Origin of the sequence: Streptomyces sp. NPDC047072, assembly GCF_040643855.1 — a bacterium.
Lineage (GTDB): Bacteria > Actinomycetota > Actinomycetes > Streptomycetales > Streptomycetaceae > Streptomyces.
In genome coordinates this window covers 14,329-34,468 of sequence record NZ_JBEYVC010000031.1, presented here as the reverse complement: position 1 = coordinate 34,468, position 20,140 = coordinate 14,329, and the positions used below count along the sequence as shown (strand labels likewise).

15 protein-coding genes are annotated in these 20,140 nt (G+C 70.5%); 4 read left to right on the top strand and 11 right to left on the bottom strand.

The annotated features are described in order from the left end of the window. Nucleotides 1-85: 85 nt before the first annotated feature. The 5 genes from rbsD to ABZ896_RS16380 are packed head-to-tail and all read right to left on the bottom strand — an operon-like array spanning nt 86 to nt 5,979. Nucleotides 86-475 (bottom strand): D-ribose pyranase, encoded by a 390-nt coding sequence (gene rbsD / locus ABZ896_RS16400; protein WP_360928351.1) that lies wholly within the window; start codon nt 473-475, stop codon nt 86-88. Next, nucleotides 472-1,482, bottom strand: coding sequence for a ribokinase (locus ABZ896_RS16395; RefSeq protein WP_360928348.1), 1,011 nt, complete (start codon nt 1,480-1,482; stop codon nt 472-474). Before ABZ896_RS16395 ends, rbsD begins: the two co-directional genes overlap by 4 nt. Before the next feature lie 30 nt (nt 1,483-1,512). Continuing rightward, nucleotides 1,513-3,450 carry a substrate-binding domain-containing protein gene (locus ABZ896_RS16390; RefSeq protein WP_360928345.1) on the bottom strand — a complete coding sequence of 646 codons (1,938 nt, stop codon included), beginning with the start codon at nt 3,448-3,450 and terminating at the stop codon, nt 1,513-1,515. Further along, nucleotides 3,440-4,963 carry a sugar ABC transporter ATP-binding protein gene (locus ABZ896_RS16385; RefSeq protein ID WP_360928342.1) on the bottom strand — a complete coding sequence of 508 codons (1,524 nt, stop codon included), beginning with the start codon at nt 4,961-4,963 and terminating at the stop codon, nt 3,440-3,442. The genes ABZ896_RS16390 and ABZ896_RS16385 overlap by 11 nt, the downstream gene beginning before the upstream one ends. After that, nucleotides 4,960-5,979 (bottom strand): LacI family DNA-binding transcriptional regulator, encoded by a 1,020-nt coding sequence (locus ABZ896_RS16380; RefSeq protein ID WP_360928339.1) that lies wholly within the window; start codon nt 5,977-5,979, stop codon nt 4,960-4,962. The genes ABZ896_RS16385 and ABZ896_RS16380 overlap by 4 nt, the downstream gene beginning before the upstream one ends. A gap of 260 nt (nt 5,980-6,239) precedes the next feature. On the opposite strand from ABZ896_RS16380, the gene ABZ896_RS16375 reads away from it, so the two are divergent. Together ABZ896_RS16375 and ABZ896_RS16370 are read left to right on the top strand one after the other, a co-directional pair. Continuing rightward, nucleotides 6,240-8,477: an ATP-dependent RecD-like DNA helicase gene (locus tag ABZ896_RS16375; protein WP_360928336.1), complete on the top strand. Its 2,238-nt coding sequence runs from the start codon at nt 6,240-6,242 to the stop codon at nt 8,475-8,477. A gap of 212 nt (nt 8,478-8,689) precedes the next feature. Then, on the top strand, nt 8,690-9,979 hold the full coding sequence (locus ABZ896_RS16370; protein WP_360928333.1) for a citrate synthase: 1,290 nt from the start codon (nt 8,690-8,692) through the stop codon (nt 9,977-9,979). Nucleotides 9,980-10,622: 643 nt separating this feature from the next. Here ABZ896_RS16370 and ABZ896_RS16365 read toward each other — a convergent pair. The 3 genes from ABZ896_RS16365 to ABZ896_RS16355 are packed head-to-tail and all read right to left on the bottom strand — an operon-like array spanning nt 10,623 to nt 13,795. Next, nucleotides 10,623-12,869: a heavy metal translocating P-type ATPase gene (locus ABZ896_RS16365; RefSeq protein ID WP_360928330.1), complete on the bottom strand. Its 2,247-nt coding sequence runs from the start codon at nt 12,867-12,869 to the stop codon at nt 10,623-10,625. 6 nt (nt 12,870-12,875) lie between these two features. Beyond that, entirely contained in the window at nt 12,876-13,115 is a 240-nt protein-coding gene (locus tag ABZ896_RS16360) for a cation transporter (RefSeq protein ID WP_360928327.1), read from the bottom strand. 53 nt (nt 13,116-13,168) lie between these two features. Further along, nucleotides 13,169-13,795, bottom strand: a complete 627-nt coding sequence (locus ABZ896_RS16355; protein ID WP_360928324.1) for a TetR family transcriptional regulator — start codon at nt 13,793-13,795, stop codon at nt 13,169-13,171. A gap of 140 nt (nt 13,796-13,935) precedes the next feature. Between ABZ896_RS16355 and ABZ896_RS16350 the strand changes: the two genes are divergently transcribed. Then, nucleotides 13,936-16,197 carry an MMPL family transporter gene (locus ABZ896_RS16350; protein WP_360928321.1) on the top strand — a complete coding sequence of 754 codons (2,262 nt, stop codon included), beginning with the start codon at nt 13,936-13,938 and terminating at the stop codon, nt 16,195-16,197. Next, nucleotides 16,166-17,209 carry a zinc-dependent alcohol dehydrogenase family protein gene (locus tag ABZ896_RS16345; RefSeq protein WP_360928318.1) on the top strand — a complete coding sequence of 348 codons (1,044 nt, stop codon included), beginning with the start codon at nt 16,166-16,168 and terminating at the stop codon, nt 17,207-17,209. Before ABZ896_RS16350 ends, ABZ896_RS16345 begins: the two co-directional genes overlap by 32 nt. Here ABZ896_RS16345 and ABZ896_RS16340 read toward each other — a convergent pair. Genes ABZ896_RS16340 through ABZ896_RS16330 form a run of 3 tightly spaced genes read right to left on the bottom strand, consistent with a single transcriptional unit; the run spans nt 17,190 to nt 19,944 of the window. Next, a complete protein-coding gene (locus tag ABZ896_RS16340; RefSeq protein ID WP_360928315.1) occupies nt 17,190-17,756 on the bottom strand; it encodes a GNAT family protein in 567 nt (188 codons plus the stop codon). The two genes, ABZ896_RS16345 and ABZ896_RS16340, sit on opposite strands and share 20 nt — an antisense overlap. After that, nucleotides 17,753-19,141, bottom strand: coding sequence for a salicylate synthase (locus ABZ896_RS16335; protein ID WP_360928312.1), 1,389 nt, complete (start codon nt 19,139-19,141; stop codon nt 17,753-17,755). Before ABZ896_RS16335 ends, ABZ896_RS16340 begins: the two co-directional genes overlap by 4 nt. Further along, nucleotides 19,138-19,944, bottom strand: coding sequence for a methyltransferase (locus ABZ896_RS16330; protein WP_360928309.1), 807 nt, complete (start codon nt 19,942-19,944; stop codon nt 19,138-19,140). The genes ABZ896_RS16335 and ABZ896_RS16330 overlap by 4 nt, the downstream gene beginning before the upstream one ends. Nucleotides 19,945-20,140: the final 196 nt, after the last annotated feature.

The window sequence follows — 20,140 nt, the reverse complement described above, 5'->3', positions numbered from 1 at the left end:
CAGGGAGTCCTGAGTGGAGGGGAAAACCCGAGGGGCCCGGTCGACGGACCGGGCCCCTCGAAACATGTCGTAGAGATGCTGCGGGCTAGAAGAAAACCCCGCAGCGCAGCAGTACGTTCGCGTACGGCCGTGCCTCGCCCGTGCGGACGATCAGCCGCGCTCCCGCCGAGAGGTCCTTGAGCTTCTCGTGGGAGACCAGCTGGAGGTCCGGGAACTCCCCCTGGAGCAGCGCCGCCACCGCCGGATTCGCGTCCCGCATCTCCTCCGCCGCCGTCGCGCCCTCCACGACCAGCTCGGCGAGCAGCCCGTCGAGGACCACCGCGAAGGACGGCACCCCTGCCCGGAAGGCCAGGTCGACCACGCGCGGCCCGTCCGGGATCGGCATCCCGGCGTCGCACACCAGCACCCCGTCCCCGTGCCCCAACTCCGCGAGCGCGCCGGAGAGATGGCGGTTGAGTATGCCCGCCCGCTTCACAGCGCCCCACCCGCCGTCCCGGGCCCGCCCACCCCGTCCCTCGGCGCCTCATCCCGCCGCCCCGTGCCGGACGCCCCACTCGCCCCGTCCTCCAGCGCCCCGCCCTCCAGACCGTCGACTTCCCGGGCCGTCGGGAAGGAGTCCTGCGCGCCCTTGCGGGTCACCGCCGCCGCCCCCACCCGGGACGCGTACGCCGCCGCCTCCGCGAGCCCCGCGCCCGCTCCCAGCCGGGACGCCAGCGCCGCGGTGAACGCGTCGCCCGCACCCGTCGTGTCCACGGCGTCCACCTTCACGGCCGGCACCCGCTCCACTCCCGCGGAGGACGCCACCAGCGAACCCGCGCCGCCCAGCGTCACCACCACCGACCGCGGCCCCTTCGCGAGCAGCAGCCGCGCCCAGTCCTCGGGCCGGTCGCTGACACACGCCTCGCCGAGGATCACCTTCGCCTCGTGCTCGTTGACGATCAGCGGGTCGCAGGCCGCCAGCACCTCCGACGGCAACGGCCGCGGCGGCGACGGGTTCAGCACGAAACGGCTGTCGGGTGCCAGATTCCGTACGACCTCCACGACCGTCTCCAGCGGGATCTCCAGCTGCGCCGACACCACCCGGGAGGCGTGGAAGAGGCTCCCCGCGGCCCGGACGTCCCCCGGCGTCAGACGGCCGTTGGCGCCCGGCGCGACCACGATGCTGTTGTCGCCGGACGGGTCGACGGTGATCAGCGCGACCCCCGTCGGTGCCCCGCCCACCAGCACGCCCACCGTGTCGACCCCGGCCGCCCGCAGCGAGTCCAGCAGCAGCCGCCCGTGCCCGTCGTCGCCGACCCGCGCCAGCAGCGCCGTGGACGTGCCCAACCGGGCGGCCGCGACCGCCTGGTTGGCGCCCTTGCCGCCGGGGTGGACGGCGAGGTCGGAGCCGAGCACCGTCTCGCCGGGGCCGGGCCGCCGCTCCACGCCGACCACGAGGTCGGCGTTGGCGGATCCCACGACCAGCAGGTCGTAGTCGTACATGAAGATGACTCCCTGGGGTGAGTTGGACCGTCAGCCGCTGAAGCCGGCCACGTTCTCCTCCGTGACCACCTTCACCGGAACCTTCACAGTCTCCTCGACCTTCTTACCCTGAAGGGCCTTGACGGCGTTGTCCACGGCAATCCTGCCGAGCTGGGAGGGCTGCTGTGCCACGGACGCGTACAACGAGCCGTTCTTGACGGCCGCGAGTCCGTCCGGAGTGCCGTCGAAGCCCACGACCGAGACCGACTTGCCGGCCTTGGAGCCGAGCGCCTTGATCGCGCCGAGCGCCATCTCGTCGTTGGCGGCGATGACGCCCTGGACGTCAGGGTGGGCCTGGAGCAGGTTCGACATCACGTCGAGGCCCTTGGTGCGGTCGAAGTCGGCCGGCTGCTGGGCGACGACCTGGATCCCCGGGTACGCCTTGAGGCCGTTGGCGAAACCCTCCGCGCGCTCCCGGGCGGCCGAAGTGCCCGCCTGGCCCTGGAGGATGACGATCTTCCCCTTGCCGCCGAGCTTCTCGCCGATGGTCTTGGCGGCGAGTTCACCGCCGGCCACGTTGTCGGAGGCCACGAGAGCGTCCGTCCTGGCGTTGTTGACACCGCGGTCCACCGCGATGACCGGGATCTTCGCCTTGTCGGCGGCCTTCACGGAGTTGCTCGCCGCGTCCGAGTCCACCGGGTTGACGATGATCGCGCCGAGGCTCGAACTGGTGAAGTTCTGCAGCTGGTTGGCCTGCTGCGAGGCGTCGTTCTGCGCGTCCGTGACGGTCAGGTCCACGCCCAGCTTCTTCGCCTCGGCCTGGGCACCCGAGCGGATCTGCACGAAGAAGGGGTTGTTGAGAGTGGAGAGGGACAGCCCCACCTTCGGGTTCGCCGTCGAGGACGAGCCGTTGTGCAGGAAGGAGGTCGCGCCGACGATCGCCACGGTGACGACGGCCGCGAGCCCGTACGTCGTGACCTGGCGCCCCTTGCCGCCCTGCGAGGCACCGGCCACCGGGGTCGCCCCGGCCTTGCGGCGCAGGGTGTCCAGGAGCACCGCCAGCGCGATCACGACACCGATGACGACCTGCTGCCAGAACGCCGACACGTTGAGGAGGTTGAGGCCGTTCCTGAGCACCGCGAGGATCAGCGCGCCGATCAGCGTCCCGGACGCCTTGCCGGTGCCGCCCGCGAGCGAGGCACCGCCGATGACGACCGCGGCGATCGCGTCCAGCTCGTAGCCGTCGGCGGCCTGCGGCTGCGCGGAGGAGAGCCGCGCGGCCAGCACGACACCCGCGACGGCGGCGAACACACCGGACAGCGCGTAGATGGCGAGCTTCTGCTTCTTCACGCGGAGACCGGACAGCCGCGCCGCCTCCTCGTTGCCGCCGATCGCGTACATGGAGCGGCCGATGTACGTCCGTCCCAGCACGAAGGCCGCGAGGAGCCCCATGACGACCATCACGAGCACGGGCACCGGCAGCCAGCCGCCGAGCGTGTCACCGAGGTGCGAGACCGAGTCGGGGAAGGCGATCGGGGAGCCCTCGGAGATCACCAGCGACAGACCGCGCGCCACCGAGAGCATCGCCAACGTCGCGATGAACGGCGGGAGTTTGCCGTACGCGATGAGGAAGCCGTTGACGAGTCCGGCCGCGATGCCGGTGACGACGGCGAGCACCACCGCTATGAAGACCGGTACTCCGTGCTGCGTCGCGCTCCAGGCGAGGACCGTGGCCGACAGGGCCGCCACCGAGCCGACCGACAGGTCGATGCCCGCCGAGACGATCACGAAGGTCACACCGAAGGCGAGGACGGCGGTCACGGCCGCCTGGACGCCGACGTTGAGCAGGTTGTCGGTGGTGAGGAAGTCGCCCGACAGCGCCGACATGGCGACGACGAGGACGATCAGCGCGGTCAGCGCGCCGTTGTCCAGCAGGAGACGGCGCAGACCACCCGCGCTCGCCCCGCTCTTGAGCGTGTCAGTGGCCACGGCTGGCCTCCCCTTCGGTAGTGGTGGGTGTGCTGACGGCGAGCGCCATCACGGAGTCCTGCGTGGCCTCGTCGGCGTCGAGTTCGCCGGCGATCCGGCCCTGGGCCATCACCAGCACCCGGTCGCTCATGCCGAGCACTTCCGGGAGATCGCTGGAGATCATCAGTACGGCGGCCCCTTGCGCCGTCAGTTCGTTGATCAGCTGGTAGATCTCGACCTTGGCGCCGACGTCGATCCCGCGCGTCGGCTCGTCGAGGATGAGCACCTTGGTGTCGGCGAGCAGCCACTTGCCGATGACGACCTTCTGCTGATTGCCGCCGGAGAGCGTGCGCACCTGCTGCTGGAGCCCGGCCATCCGCACGCCCAGCTGCCCGGCGATCCTCGCGGCCGCCTCCCGCTGCCCCTTGAGGTCGACGAGCCCCGCGCGCGTGGCGGCCCGCATGGTGACCAGTCCGAGGTTCTCCTCGACGGTCTGGTCGAGCACCAGCCCCTGGCCCTTGCGGTCCTCGGGGATCAGCCCGATGCCGGCCGCCATGGCGGCGCCCACGTCATGCCCCTTCAGGGCGGCCCCGGAGACCTTCACGGTCCCCTTGTCGTACGGGTCGGCCCCGAACACGGCGCGCACGACCTCGGTACGGCCCGCGCCGACCAGCCCCGCGATGCCGACGACCTCGCCGGCGTGCACCTCGAAGCCGATGTCGTGGAAGACGCCGTCCCGGCTGAGGCCCTCGACCTTGAGCAGGGCCTGACCGGTGTCGCCGCGCTCCCTCGGGTACTGCTGCTCGATCGACCGCCCCACCATGAGGCGTACGAGCTCGTCCTCGGGCGTGGCGGCGGGGACCTGTCCGACCGACTTCCCGTCCCGGATGACGGTGACCCGGTCGCCCAGGGCCGCGATCTCCTCCAGGTGGTGGGTGATGAAGACGATCCCCACGCCGTCCTCGCGCAGGGTGCGCACGATCGCGAAGAGCTTGTCGACCTCCTCGGAGGTGAGCACGGCGGTCGGCTCGTCCATGATCAGCACGCGCGCGTTCAGGCTCAGCGCCTTGGCGATCTCCACCATCTGGAGCCGCGCGATGCCGAGTTCCCGCACGCGCGCGCGTGGCGACACGTCGACCCCGACGCGCTGGAGCAGCACCTCGGCGTCCGCCTCCATCGTCTTCCGGTCGATCATCCCGAGGCGGCGCGGCTGGCGGCCCAGGAAGATGTTCTCGGCGACGGTCAGGTCGGGGACGAGGTTGAACTCCTGGTAGATGGTGGCGATGCCCAGCCGCTCGGCGTCCTGCGCCCCGCGGATGTGCACCTCCTCGCCGTCCACCAGGACGCGGCCCTCGTCGGGGTGGTAGGCGCCCGACAGCATCTTGATCAGCGTGCTCTTGCCGGCGCCGTTCTCGCCGAGCAGCACGTGCACCTCGCCCCGACGCAGGCCGAAGTCGACGCCGTCGAGCGCGACCACGCCGGGGAAGGTCTTGCGGATGCCCTCGATGCGCAGCAACTCGTCCTGGTTGCTCACGACGTGCTCCTTTGCACAGGGGTGGGGTTCTCGCCGCACGAGCGGCGTACGACGAGACGGGCGGGAAGGGTGACGGACTCGGGCGGCCGCCCCTCGATGCGGTCGACGAGAGCGCGCACGGCGGCCCGGCCCAGCTCGCCCGTGGGCTGGGCGATCGCGGTGACCGGCGGATCGGTGTGCACGAACCACGGGATGTCGTCGAACGCGGCGAGCGCGAGGTCGTCGGGGACCCGCAGCCCACGCGCGCGTACGGCGTCCAGGGCCCCGAGCGCCATCAGGTTGTCGGCGGCGAAGACGGCCTCGGGCGGCTCGGGCAGGTCGAGGAAGCCCTCGGTGACCCGGCGCCCGCTCTCGGCCTGGAAGTCGCCCTGCCCGACGTAGGCGTCGGGAAGATCGAGCCCGTACGCCTGGAGGGCCTCCCGGAAGACCTCCACACGCTCGCGTCCGGTGGTCGTGGCGGCGGACCCGGCGATGATGGCGAGCCGCCGGTGCCCGAGCGCGTGCAGATGGGCCACGAGATCGCGTACGGCGTCCCGCCCGTCGGCCCGCACCACCGGCACGTCGACGCCCGGGATCCACCGGTCGACGAACACCATCGGCGTCCCGGCCCGTACGGCGTCCAGCATCAGCGGGGAGCCGCCGTCGGTGGGGGAGACGAGGAGCCCGTCGATCCGCCGGTCCAGCAGGTTCCGTACGTGGTGGTCCTGTAGATCCGGGCGCTCGTCGGCGTTGCCGATGATCACGCTGTAGCCGAGCGCGCGGGCCTCCTCCTCGACGGAGCGGGCCAGTTCGGTGAAGTAGGGGTTCATCACGTCGCTGATGACCAGGCCGAGGGTGTGGGTCTGGTCGGTGCGCAGGGAGCGGGCGACGGCGTTCGGGCGGTAGCCCAGCGCCTCGACGGCGGCCAGCACGCGCGTGCGTGCCTCCGCGCTGACCGACGGATGGTCGTTCAGGACCCGCGACACCGTGGCGACGGACACCCCCGCCTCGGCAGCGACGTCCTTGATGCTCGCCATCGCCGCTCCACCTCCTCGTGGAATCGATTACACAACTTCGTGCACGAAGGATTGGAATCGATTACACGACGAGAGGCAAGCCCCCGATACCGGATCGTGATGAAGCTGGCGGCGCTAGCCCGGGGATTGGTGCGGTTTTCCCGGCGACACGCCGTGAATAGGGCAGGGGCCCGGGAAAACCGCACCAATCCCCGCGCCCACGGGGCGGCGGGCGGTCGATCGGCACCCGCCGTGTCAGAGGTCGCCGGTACCGTCGGATCATGGCTCAACCCACGGGCGAGCGACGGCTCGCGGTCCTCGAAGGCGTCCTGGAGCGGATCACGTACGCCAATGAGGAGAACGGCTACACGGTCGCGCGGGTGGACACCGGGCGCGGTGGTGGCGATCTGCTCACCGTCGTCGGTGCGCTGCTCGGTGCCCAGGTCGGGGAGTCCCTGCGGATGGAGGGGCGTTGGGGCTCCCACCCGCAGTACGGCAAGCAGTTCACCGTGGAGAACTACACGACCGTCCTGCCGGCCACCGTCCAGGGCATCCGGCGCTATCTCGGCTCGGGTCTCGTCAAGGGCATCGGACCCGTCTTCGCCGACCGCATCACCCAGCACTTCGGCATGGACACCCTGAAGATCATCGAGGAGGAGCCGAAGCGGCTCATCGAGGTTCCGGGGCTCGGGCCGAAACGGACGAAGAAGATCGCCGACGCCTGGGAGGAGCAGAAGGCGATCAAGGAGGTCATGCTCTTCCTCCAGACCGTCGAGGTGTCCACGTCCATCGCCGTGCGCATCTACAAGAAGTACGGCGACGCCTCGATCTCCGTCGTGAAGAACCGGCCCTACCGGCTCGCCGCCGACGTCTGGGGCATCGGCTTCCTCACCGCCGACAAGATCGCCCAGTCCGTCGGGATACCGCACGACAGCCCCGAGCGGGTGAAGGCCGGTCTTCAGTACGCCCTTTCGCAGTCCACCGACCAAGGGCACTGCTATCTCCCGGAGGAGCAGCTGATCGCCGACGCGGTGAAGCTGCTCCAGGTCGACACCGGCCTGGTCATCGAGTGCCTCGCTGAACTCGCCCTGCCCGACGAGGAGTCGGGCGAGCCCGGCGTCGTACGCGAGAAGGTGCCCGGCCCCGACGGCCATGACGTCACCGCCGTCTACCTCGTCCCCTTCCACCGCGCCGAACTCTCCCTCTCCGCCCAGCTGTCGCGCCTCCTGCGCACGGACCAGGACCGGATGCCGGCGTTCCATGACGTGACCTGGGACAAGGCGCTGGCGTGGCTGAAGGGGCGTACGGGCGTGGAGTTGGCCCCCGAGCAGGAGGCCGCCGTGAAGCTCGCGCTCATCGAGAAGGTCGCTGTCCTCACCGGCGGCCCCGGCTGCGGCAAGTCCTTCACGGTCCGCTCGATCGTGGAGCTGGCCCGCGCCAAGAAGGCCAAGGTCGTCCTCGCCGCCCCGACCGGCCGTGCCGCCAAGCGCCTCGCCGAACTCACCGGCGCGGAGGCCTCCACCGTTCACCGCCTCCTGGAGCTCAAGCCCGGCGGCGACGCGGCCTACGACAAGGACCGCCCGCTCGACGCCGATCTGGTGGTCGTCGACGAGGCGTCCATGCTGGACCTGCTGCTCGCCAACAAGCTGGTGAAGGCGGTGCCTTTGGGCGCGCACCTGCTTTTCGTCGGGGACGTCGACCAATTGCCCAGCGTCGGCGCGGGGGAGGTCCTGCGGGACCTGCTCGCCGACGGCGGCCCCGTCCCCGCCGTCCGCCTCACGCGCGTGTTCCGGCAGGCGCAGCAGTCCGGTGTGGTCACCAACGCGCACCGCATCAACGCCGGACAGCACCCCGTCACCGACGGCATGAAGGACTTCTTCCTCTTCGTCGAGGACGACACCGAGGAGGTCGGCCGGCTCACCGTGGACGTCGCGGCCCGTCGGATTCCGGCCAAGTTCGGGCTCGACCCGCGCCGGGACGTCCAGGTGCTCGCGCCCATGCACAGAGGCCCCGCGGGCGCCGGCACCCTCAACGGCCTGCTCCAGCAGGCCATCACCCCGGGCCGCCCCGACCTCGCGGAGAAGCGGTTCGGCGGCCGGGTCTTCCGGGTCGGCGACAAGGTCACCCAGATTCGCAACAATTACGAGAAGGGCACCAATGGTGTCTTCAACGGCACCGTGGGCGTGGTCACCTCGCTCGATCCGGTCGACCAACGCCTCACCGTGCTGACGGACGAGGACGAGGAGGTGCCGTACGACTTCGACGAACTGGACGAACTGGCGCACGCGTACGCGGTGACGATCCACCGTTCACAGGGCAGTGAATATCCCGCCGTGGTGATCCCCGTCACCACCAGCGCATGGATGATGCTGCAGCGGAACCTCCTGTACACGGCGGTCACCCGGGCCAGGAAGCTGGTCGTCCTCGTCGGTTCGCGCAAGGCGATCGGGCAGGCGGTGCGCACGGTGTCCGCGGGCCGGCGCTGTACGGCGCTGGATTTCCGGCTGGCGGGCCAGTGACCACAAAAAATGATCGATCAAATGAGTCATGTGGGTCACAGAGCTCTTCCCGAAGGGGGTGGCGGAGGGGCAGGATGGGCAAGTTGGCGGCACTGAGTGCCGCGGACAAGCCCAACGGCCGACCCCGAGTGCACTCTCCTGCGCCAAATGGGGGATGGTAGAGACAGTCAGGGCAACCTCGAAGATGAGGCACAACGTCGGTGAGGGAAGACGTGAGCGACAACTCAGTAGTAGTGCGGTACGGCGACGGCGAGTACACCTACCCGGTGATCGACAGCACCGTCGGCGACAAGGGCTTCGACATCGGCAAGCTCCGCGCCCAGACCGGTCTGGTGACGCTGGACAGCGGCTACGGCAACACGGCCGCCTATAAATCCGCCGTCACCTACCTCGACGGCGAGGCGGGCATCCTCCGCTACCGCGGCTACCCGATCGAGCAGCTGGCCGAGCGCTCCACCTTCCTGGAGGTCGCTTACCTGCTGATCAACGGCGAGCTGCCGACCGTCGACGAACTCTCGGTCTTCAAGAACGAGATCACGCAGCACACCCTGCTGCACGAGGACGTCAAGAACTTCTACCGTGGCTTCCCGCGCGACGCCCACCCGATGGCCATGCTGTCGTCGGTCGTCAGCGCCCTGTCGACGTTCTACCAGGACAGCCACAACCCGTTCGACGAGAAGCAGCGCGACCTCTCCACGATCCGGCTGCTCGCCAAGCTTCCGACGATCGCGGCGTACGCGTACAAGAAGTCGATCGGCCACCCGTTCGTCTACCCGCGCAACGACCTCGGCTACGTCGAGAACTTCCTGCGGATGACCTTCTCGGTGCCCGCGCAGGAGTACGACCTCGACCCGGTCGTCGTCGCGGCCCTCGACAAGCTGCTCATCCTGCACGCCGACCACGAGCAGAACTGCTCGACCTCCACGGTCCGCCTGGTCGGCTCCTCGCAGGCGAACATGTTCGCCTCGATCTCCGCCGGCATCAACGCCCTGTGGGGCCCGCTGCACGGCGGTGCCAACCAGTCCGTGCTGGAGATGCTGGAGGGCATCCAGGCCTCCGGCGGTGACGTCGACTCCTTCATCCGCAAGGTGAAGAACAAGGAGGAGGGCGTCCGGCTGATGGGCTTCGGCCACCGGGTCTACAAGAACTTCGACCCGCGCGCCAAGATCATCAAGGCCGCCGCGCACGACGTCCTCTCGGCCCTCGGCAAGTCCGACGAGCTGCTGGACATCGCGCTCAAGCTGGAGGAGCACGCGCTCTCCGACGACTACTTCGTCTCGCGCAGCCTCTACCCGAACGTGGACTTCTACACGGGCCTGATCTACCGCGCCATGGGCTTCCCGACCGAGATGTTCACGGTCCTCTTCGCCCTCGGCCGCCTCCCGGGCTGGATCGCCCAGTGGCACGAAATGATCAAGGAACCGGGCTCCCGCATCGGCCGCCCCCGCCAGATCTACACGGGCGTGGTGGAGCGAGACTTCATCCCGGTAGAGCAGCGCTGATAGTTGCCGGTGCCGGGGTTGGTTTTTAGGGGCGCGGGGAACTGCGCGACCAGCCCCCACCGGCGGTCGGCCGGACGCGACCTGAACTCCCACGAACCCCCCGGCTAAATCCGCGAAGCGAAAGGCGCCCTGGCGACGGTCCCCCCACGGGCCGGCGTCCAGGGCGCCTTCCCATGTCCCGGTGCGGATTCCCCCCACGGGATCCGGCCGGGCGCCTGAGAGACCAGCGCCTGAATTCGCTGTCTTTCGTGTACTGCCTGGTACTGCTGTGAGCAGAACGAGCAAAACTCGCCGCACTGCTCCGGTGTGCGATCTGCCGGGACAACGCACGCTCGGGAGGGCCGCTCAAAGCTTCCCGAAGTACGTGCCCCGGCAACGCATCTCTGAGGAAGTCCCCCAAGACAACCTCAGATGCCAGTCGGCGCCCCCCAAGACGCTGCCTGACATCGCCAACTTAGACCTTCGAACCCCTTCGATGGTTACGTTCACATCACTGTGATCTGCGTCTCTTGCAAATGTCCGTTAGATACGCAAGGGCCCGGTATGGCGACCGAGACCCAAGCGTAAGGACGTTGCGCGAGTCTTGTGAAGAGCTTATGTGAGCGGCGCCCGGGACTCCAGAGGGGTCCGTCAAAAGTAATGCTCAACGAAAGGCACGCAACCGCAGGCTGTTCGTCACCACGAAGACCGACGAGAAGGCCATCGCCGCCCCGGCGATCATCGGGTTGAGCAACCCCGCCGCGGCCAGCGGCAGCGCGGCCACGTTGTAGCCGAACGCCCACACGAGATTCCCCTTGATCGTGGCGAGGGTCCGCCGCGACAGCCGGATCGCGTCCGCCGCCACCCGCAGGTCCCCGCGCACCAGCGTGAGGTCGCCGGCCTCGATCGCCGCGTCCGTCCCCGTGCCCATCGCGAGCCCCAGATCGGCCGTCGCCAGCGCCGCCGCGTCGTTGACCCCGTCGCCGACCATCGCGACGACCCGGCCCTCGCCCCGCAGCCGCCGTACGACCGCGACCTTGTCCTCGGGCAGCACCTCGGCGACCACCTCGTCGATGCCGACGGTCCGGGCGACGGATTCGGCCACCGTCCGGTTGTCCCCGGTCAGCAGCACCGGCGTGAGCCCCAGCGCCCGCAGCGCACGCACCGCCTCGGCACTGGTCGGCTTGACCGCGTCGGCGACGGCGAGGACACCCCGGGCGACCCCGTCCCAGCCGACGACGACGGCCGTACGACCGTCCCGCTCGGCCTGGTCCTTGGCGAGGGCCAGCTCGTCCGGCAGGGCATGCTCCTGAGGCGGGCCGTCTTCCTTGAGCGGTGCCTCGAACAGCCGCCCCACGGCCACCTCGTGGCCCTCCACATGCCCGCGTACGCCCCTGCCGGGGACGTTCTCGAACCGCGTCACCTCCGGCAGCTCACCGGCCCGCTCCCGGGCGCCCACGGCGACCGCGCGGGCGACGGGGTGCTCGGAGGCGTCCTCCACGGCGCCCGCGAGCCGCAGTACCTGCTTCTCGTCGGCGCCCTGGACGACGTAGACCTCCTGGAGGGTCATCCGGCCGGTGGTGACGGTTCCGGTCTTGTCGAGGACGACGGTGTCGACGCGGCGCGTGGACTCCAGCACCTCGGGGCCCTTGATGAGGATGCCGAGCTGGGCGCCGCGCCCGGTGCCGACCAGCAGCGCGGTCGGGGTGGCGAGACCCAGCGCGCACGGACACGCGATGATCAGGACCGCGACGGCCGCGGTGAACGCCTCGACGGCGTCGCCGGTCGCGCCGAGCCAGCCGCCGAAGGTCGCGACGGCGATCGCGATGACCACCGGCACGAAGACCGCGGAGATCCGGTCGGCCAGCCGCTGCACCTCGGCCTTGCCGTTCTGCGCGTCCTCCACGAGCTGCGCCATGCGCGCGAGCCGCGTGTCCGCCCCGACCCGCGTCGCCGCTACGACGATCCGCCCGCCGACGTTGACGGTCGCGCCCGTGACCGGGTCACCGGCGGCCACGTCCACCGGCACCGACTCGCCGGTCAGCATGGACGCGTCGACCGCCGAGGCACCCTCGACGACGGTGCCGTCGGTCGCGATCTTCTCCCCGGGCCGTACGACGAACCGGTCCCCGACGGCCAGCCGCTCCGCCGGGATCCTGACCTCCCGCCCGTCCCGCAGCACCGAGACGTCCTTGGCGCCCAGCTCCATCAACGCCCTGAGCGCGGCCCCCGCGCGGCGCTTGGCGCGCGCCTCCAGCCAGCGGCCGAGCAGGATGAAGGCGACGACCCCGGCGGCGACCTCCAGATAGATCGTCGAGGCGCCGTCCATCCCGCCGACGGTGAGCCGGAAGCTCTCCCGCATCCCCGGCATCCCCGCGTCCCCGAAGAACAGCGCCCACAGCGACCAGCCGAACGCGGCCAGCGTGCCGACCGACACGAGCGTGTCCATGGTGGCCGCGGCGTGCCGGGCGTTCGTCCAGGCGGCCCGGTGGAACGGCCACCCACCCCAGACGACCACGGGCGAGGCAAGCGTGAGCGCCAGCCACTGCCAGTTGTCGAACTGGAGGGCGGGGATCATGGAGAGCAGGACGACGGGGAGAGCGAGGAGCGCGGAGACGACGAGCCGCTGCCGCAGGTCGTTGAGTTCCGGGTCTTGGGCGGGGGCTTCCGCCGCCGCCGGCCGAGGTTCCTCGGCGGTGTACCCGGTCTTCACGACGGTCGCGATCAGATCGTCGACCGAGACCCCCGCGGGGTACGCGACCCGAGCCTTCTCGGTGGCGTAGTTGACGCTCGCACTGACCCCCTCCATCCGATTGAGCTTCTTCTCGACCCGAGCGGCACAGGAGGCACAGGTCATCCCACCGATGACCAGCTCGACCTCGGTGACTTCGGTTATCGGGGAGGGGGTCATGACGTCTCAGATCTTGCCGACGAGCTCGAAACCGGCCTCGTCCACAGCCGCCCGCACGGTCTCCTCGTCCAGCGCCGCCGCGGAGATCACGGTCACCTCACCCGTGGAGGCGACAGCCTTCACCGAAGTCACCCCCGCGATCTCGGAGATCTCCCCGGACACGGCCCCTTCGCAGTGCCCACAGCTCATCCCGCTCACCTTGTACACGGCGGTCACGGAACCCTGGGTATCGGTCTCGGCGGTCATGTCGTTCTCCTCGCAGAGGTGTGTGACGTTGCGTTGCCACACACCCTATACCCCTAGGGGGTACTTCTCAAAGGCGCGAGGTACCGGGTGAGGACGTTCTTCAGCTCCTCGACATACGCGTCGCGCTCCGCGCCCTCGTGGGAGAGGACGAGTTCCAGGCCCGCCTTGTACAGCCCCAGACACATGTGGACGGTACGGGTGAGGTCCGCGGGGGACAGGTCCGGCAGGTAGGAGGAGAGCAGGTCCTCGATCCGGGAGAGCAGGGTCGTGTGCAGCTCGTCGTGCTCCTCGGCCATCCGCCCGGGGACGTCGGGGCCGTGCATCAGTGCGAAGAACACGGGGTTGTCGCAGTTGAAGGCGATGAACCGGTCCACGGCGGTGGCGACCGCCGTCTCCAGCGGGGTCGCGGGACCGGTCGGCGCGAGCGCCTCGCCGTACATCTCCCGCATGTCGTGCGCGAGCCGGGTGCCCAGCTCGATGGCGATCGCTTCCTTGTTCGGGAAGAACTGGTAGAGCGTGCCGGGGGAGACCCCGGCCTCGCGGGCGATGGCGTTGGTGCTGGCCGCGGTGTAGCCGGTCGTGCAGAAGACGTTGGCGGCGGCTTCGAGCAGCTGGGCGATACGGCGCTCGCCGCGGGCTTGGCGGCGGCGCGGCTGTTCTGTGGGCGAGTTCTCGGGCACGCGTTATCCCCAGGTCTCCGAACGGCATTGACAAACACGAGCGGTCGCTCGCATTCTTGAGAAACGCGAGCGATCTCTCGTGTTCACGAGTCTACGGCTTCCAGCTTCCAGGCTTTCCGAGGTGAAGGGGACACCGCACCATGTCCGAAGTCAACGGCCCACCCCGCGTAGGAGGCTGGACCCGCTTCGTCACCGCCCGCCCCCGGTTGTCGCTGCTCGCGGCACTCGTGCTCACCGCGCTCGCCGTGCTGGCCGGCAGCGGGGTCGCCGACCGCCTCGGCAGCGGCGGCTGGGAGGACCCGGCCGCGGACTCGACGTACGCCACCCAGGCCCTGGAGCGCGAGTTCCCGGACTCCCAGCCCAACCTCCTGCTGCTGGTGGACGCGGGCGGCGCCTCGGTGGACGACCCCGCGGTCGCGGCGGAGGCGAACCGCCTCACCGCCCGCCTGGCCGCCGAGAAGGGGGTCACCGGCGTTGGTTCGTACTGGACGGCCAAGTCACCCGCCCTGCGCGCGGAGGACGGCCATGAGGCGCTGATCGCCGCGCGGATCACCGGCGACGAGAAGCGGATGGGCGAGACCCTCGACCGCATCGCCCCCTCCTTCCGGGGCACGCACGGCCCGGTGGCGGTCGAGATCGGCGGCATGGTCGCGGTCCGCCACGAGATGCAGACCACCATCCAGGAGGACCTGGTCCGCGCCGAGATGATCGCCCTGCCGATCACGCTCCTGCTCCTGGTGATGGTCTTCGGCAGCGCGATCGCGGCCCTGCTGCCGCTCGGCATCGGCATCGTGGCGATCCTCGGGACCAACGCGGTCCTGCGCGGCCTGACCGAGTTCACCGACGTCTCCGTCTTCGCGATGAACCTCACCACCGCGCTGGGGCTGGGCCTGGCGGTCGACTACGCCCTGTTCATCGTCCGCCGCTTCCGCGAGGAGCTGGCCACCGGCGCCGATCCGACGACGGCGGTGGCCACCACCCTGCGCACGGCGGGCCGTACGGTCCTCTTCTCCGCGCTCACGGTCGCGGTCTCCCTGGCCGCGATGCTGGTCTTCCCGCAGTACTTCCTGCGCTCCTTCGCCTACGCCGGCATAGCGGTCGTCCTCCTGGCCGCGGCGGCCGCGCTGATCCTGCTCCCGGCGGCCCTGGTGCTGCTCGGAGAGAGGGTCAACTCCCTCGATCTACGACGGCTGCTGCGGCGCGGCCGGCCGGTGCGGGCCTCCGGCGAGGAGGGCACGGCCTGGGCGCGGGCGGCGACCCTGGTGATGCGCCGGGCCCCGCTCTTCGCGGTGGCGACCACCACCGTGCTGATCGTCCTCGGACTGCCCTTCCTGGGCGTGAAGTTCGGCACCGCCGACGACCGCCAGCTGCCCTCGACCGCCGAGTCCCATGTCGTCCAGCAGCACATCCGCGACGGCTTCCCCGGCAGCCCCGGCGGCGGCCTGGAGGTGCTAGCCGAGGGAAAGGCGACCGAGGCGCAGTACACCGCCTACAAGGAGCGGGTGGCCGCCCTCCCCGAGGTGCGGCGGGTCGACGGCCCCCTGGTGAAGGGCGACTCCGCGTACTTCACGGTGCAGCCCGAGGGCGAGGCGGTCGACGCCGGTGCCCAGCGCCTGGTCGGCGAACTGCGCGCCACCAAAGCCCCCTTCGACACCAAGGTGACCGGCACGGCAGCCGTCCTCGTCGACTCCAAGCACGCCATCGGCGAACGCCTGCCCTGGGCGGCCGCCTTCATCGCGATCGTCACCCTGCTCCTGGTCTTCCTCCTGACCGGCAGCGTCCTGATCCCGGTCCAAGCGGTCCTGCTCAACGCCCTCAGCCTGACCGCGATGTTCGGCGCCGTGGTCTGGGTCTTCCAGGACGGCCACCTCTCCGGCCTCCTCGGCTTCACCAGCCCCGGTTCCATAGAGACCACCCTCCCGGTCCTGATGTTCTGCGTCGCCTTCGGCCTCTCCATGGACTACGGCGTCTTCCTCCTGTCCCGCATCAAGGAGGAGTACGACAGGACGGGCGACCACGAACAGTCGGTCCGCCACGGCCTCCAGCGCACCGGCGGCCTGATCACGGCGGCCGCGGTCATCCTGGCGGTGGTCATGATCGCGATAGGCGCGTCCAGGGTCACCAACACCAAGATGCTGGGCCTCGGCATAGCCCTGGCGGTCCTGATGGACGCCATGATCATCCGCAGCCTCTTGGTACCGGCGGTGATGCGTCTGACGGGGCGAGCGACCTGGTGGGCCCCTCGGGCCTTGCGGCGCCTGCACGAACGGTTCGGTCTGAGCGAGGGCGGCGAGAACCCACCCAGGGGCGCGGGGAACTGCGCGACCAGCCACGATGGACCCGCAGAGACAAACGGCGAGGGGATGGCAGATGCGAGCGGTGGTCTTCGATCAATACGGTGAACCGGCAAAGGTACGGGAGCTTCCAGACCCTGAACCCGCACCGCACGGCGTCGTCGTACGCGTAGAAGCCACCGGCCTCTGCAGAAGCGACTGGCACGGCTGGCAGGGCCACGACCCCGACATCACGCTCCCCCACGTACCGGGCCACGAACTCGCCGGAGTGATCGAGTCCACCGGCGCCCGCGTGAGCGCCTGGCACCCCGGCGACAGAGTGACCGTCCCCTTCGTCTGCGCCTGCGGCACCTGCGCGACCTGCGCCTCCGGCAACCACCAGATCTGCGAGCACCAGACCCAACCTGGCTTCACCCACTGGGGCTCGTTCGCCCAGTACGTCTCGCTGGACCACGCCGACATCAACCTCGTGGCGATCCCGGACGACCTCTCCTACGCGACGGCCGCCTCCCTCGGCTGCCGTTTCGCGACAGCGTTCCGCGCGGTCGTGCAGGTCGGCCGGGTCGCCGCAGGGCAACACGTCGCCGTGCACGGCTGCGGCGGGGTCGGTCTGTCCGCGGTGATGATCGCGGCGGCGTCCGGCGCGCGGGTCGTCGCCGTGGACGTGTCGCCGGGTGCCCTGGATCTGGCGAGGAAGTTCGGCGCGGTGGAGTGCGTGGACGCGACGCGGACGCCGGACACGGCCGCGGAGATCCGGGAGCTGACCGGCGGCGGTACGCATCTGTCGCTGGACGCCCTCGGCTCACCGGTCACCTGCGCGGCCTCCGTCAACTCCCTGCGCCGGCGCGGGCGGCACGTCCAGGTCGGGCTGCTGCCCTCGCCGGACGGCACGACACCGGTCCCGATGGCCCGTGCGATCGGTCTGGAGCTGGAGATCCTGGGCAGCCACGGCATGGCGGCACACACCTACCCGGCGATGCTGGAGCTGGTGCGGGCGGGTGTGCTCCGCCCGGACCTGCTGGTCACGTCCACGATCTCGCTGGACGCGACGCCCGAGGCACTGGCGGCGATGGGGACGGCGCCCGGAGCGGGGGTGACGGTCATCGAGCCGTGGAGCTGAGGGCGGCCCACTCGTGGTCGAGGAGGCCCATGAGGACGGAGTCGGTCCACACACCCTCCCGCAGTGCCGCCTCCCGGCGGACGCCCTCCCGTACGAAACCGACCTTCTCGTAGACGCGCAGGGCGCGGTGGTTGTGGCCGTAGGCCTCCAACTCGATCCGGTGCAGGCCGAGTTGTTCGAAGCCGTGGCCGACGATGAGGCGGGTGGCCTCGGTGCCGATGCCACGGCCGCGCCCTCGGGGACCGATGAGTGTGCGGAAGGTGCAACTGCGCTGTGCAGGGTCCCACTCGTACAGGACGACCTCGCCGAGGAGTTCGCCGGTGGTCGGGTCGGTGACGGCGAGGTCGAGGCGGTCGGGCTGGGTGGAGCGGGAGCCGTACCAGGAGCGGAGGCGTTCCGGGGTGAGTTCGGTGCCGGGCTCGAAGGTGAAGCGGACGACGTCCGGGTCCTGGGCGATCTCCCACATCACCTCCGCGTCCGACTCCGTGAACGGCCGCAGCACGGTCCTCTCGCCGGTGAGCACGGGTTTGACGGAGAAGTCGCTCATGGGGCGACTGTGTCAGAGGCGCCCTCCTCCTGCGCGGGGATTTTCGCCGGGCCGGGTGCGGGCGGCGCGGCTGTCCGGGGAGCCGGCGACACCAGGGGCACCAGGTGGGCGGCGACGCTGCGGAGCTTCTCGCAGGTCTCCTCGTGCTCGCGGTCGGGCCGGGACTGCCGGACGATCCCGGCCCCGGCCTGGAGCAGGCCGTGGCCGTCCCGCTGGAAGACGGTGCGCAGGACGAGGGCGGCGTCGAGGGTGCCGTCGGTGTCGTAGGTGAGGACGGCACCGGCGTACAGGCCGCGGGGGCGGCCCTCCAGGCGGCGGATGAGGGGGTAGGCGGGGGCTTTGGGGATGCCGGTGGCGGTGACCGCGGGGAAGAGGGCGGCGAAGGCCTGCCAGGGGGTGCGGTCCGGGCGCAGTCGGCCCATGACGGTGGAGGCCAGGTGCTGGACGGTGCCGCGCTCCTGGACGGTGAGGTACTCGGCGACCCAGGTCTCCTCGCAGACGGCCGCGAGGTCCTCCAGGGCCAGCTTCACGGAGATGGCGTGCTCGTGGATCTCTTTGGGGTCGCCGAGCAGCTCGGCCCGGAGCCGGGCGTCCTCGGCGGGCTCGCCGGTACGGGCCCGGGTCCCGGCGAGCGGCCGGCTCACCACCAGACGGTCGGCGGTCACCTCGGCAACGGTCTCCGGACTGAACCCGGCGGCATGCGCCTGACCCAGCCGGACGAGGAAGGAACGAGCGGGAGTGTTGGCCCGCCGCCCGGCGACATAGGTGGCGACGAGATCGAGAGGAACGGGCACGGGGACCTGCCGGGAGAGGATCACCTTCTCCAGGGGACCGGTGCCGTCCAGTGTGGTCAGAGCTGCGACGACCGCCTCCCGGTAGCCGTCGGTGTCGTCCAGGCGTACCTCGACCCGTTCCGTCGGCTCCCTCGCCGGGATGCCCGGAGCCGCTCGCACCAGCCGGGCCAGGAGTGCCAACTGCTGTTCGTCCACGGCCCGCACCAGGACGCCCTCGCCGTCGGCCCGTACCTCCCCGACCGGCACCGCGAGATGCACCAGCACCCCGGCATCCGCCGCATCGCCGGGTACGGCCACGCCCCCGGCCCCCGCCGACACCGCCCCCCACTCGAACGCCGCCCACCCGTACACCCGCCACCCCCGCACCGGCAGTTCCGCGAGCCAGTTCTCCACGGCCGCCGGTCCCGCCGTACGGCAGGTGTCCGCGTCGAGGCGGAGGTCGGTGAGGACGCCGCCGGCGAAGGACCACTCGGGGCCGTTCTCGTAGACGACGTACTGCTCGAACAGTCCGCTGCGGGCGAGGCGTGCCATCAGGGAGAGCGGGTCCTCCGCCGAGGGCAGCCGGAGCTCCCGGTACCGGACGCCGGTCATGACGCACCACCTTCCTGCGGCCGCCGCCCGCACGTGCTGATCAGGGGATAGGAGTTGACGACGAACGCGGGATCGTCCAGCAGCGCCAGGAAGCGGCTCACCTCGTCGGGCGTCACCCCCAACTCGCCGATAGCAGAGGCGACTTGGGAGATGTTGGCGCGATGCAGCCCGACCCCCGTGCCGCCACCCGTCCAGGCCTCGGCGTACGTGGTCGCCGTGACGTCGGTCAGCCCCGCCCCGCGCATCGCGCCCAGCGTCCGCAGCCCCCACCGGGGCTCGGCCCCGGCCCGCGCCAGCAGGCTCAGCAGCGCCGAGTGGACCCGTTCGAACAGCTCCGCCGCGCCCGCGTCGGGCGCCGCGAGCACCGGCGTCCAGTTGCAGTCGAAGTCCTCCAGGACGAGCACCCCGCCCGGCCGCAGCGCCCCGGCCAGCCGTTGCAGCACCCGCAGCCGTTCGGGCAGATGGATCAGGACCAGCCGGGCGTGGACGAGGTCGTAGCCGGCGTCGGGCAGCGGGTCGCGGGTGATGTCGTGGTGCAGCACCCGGACGTTCGCCGACCCGCGTCGGGAGAGCGCCCGGTCCGGGTGGATGTCGGTGACGGTGACCTCCCCGTCCGGCCCGACCCGTGCACCGAGCCAGTCGCCGAGGGAGCCGCCCCCGCCGCCGATCTCCAGGCAGCGCCATCCGGGAGCGAGCCCGGTCGCCGCCAACGCCCTTCTGGACACCGGGTCGTAGCTGGATTCGAGGACGGAGAATCGGGTCGACGCCTCTGGGGCGGCGTTGTCGAAGAGATAGCGGGACATGGCCGAAATGGTCACATCGGGACGGCGTAGAAAAGAAGGGTCGCCTCGGGGCCCGCCGCATCAAGCCGAATGTTAAACGGATTGTCGTAAGAATACGAACGCGCTTCCTGTGCTCGTGAAGTGCGCTGATCAGCGCATATGCGCCCTTGAACGAATTCCCCCGCATCCGTTCCACTGAACGTCGAACGGCAGGTCA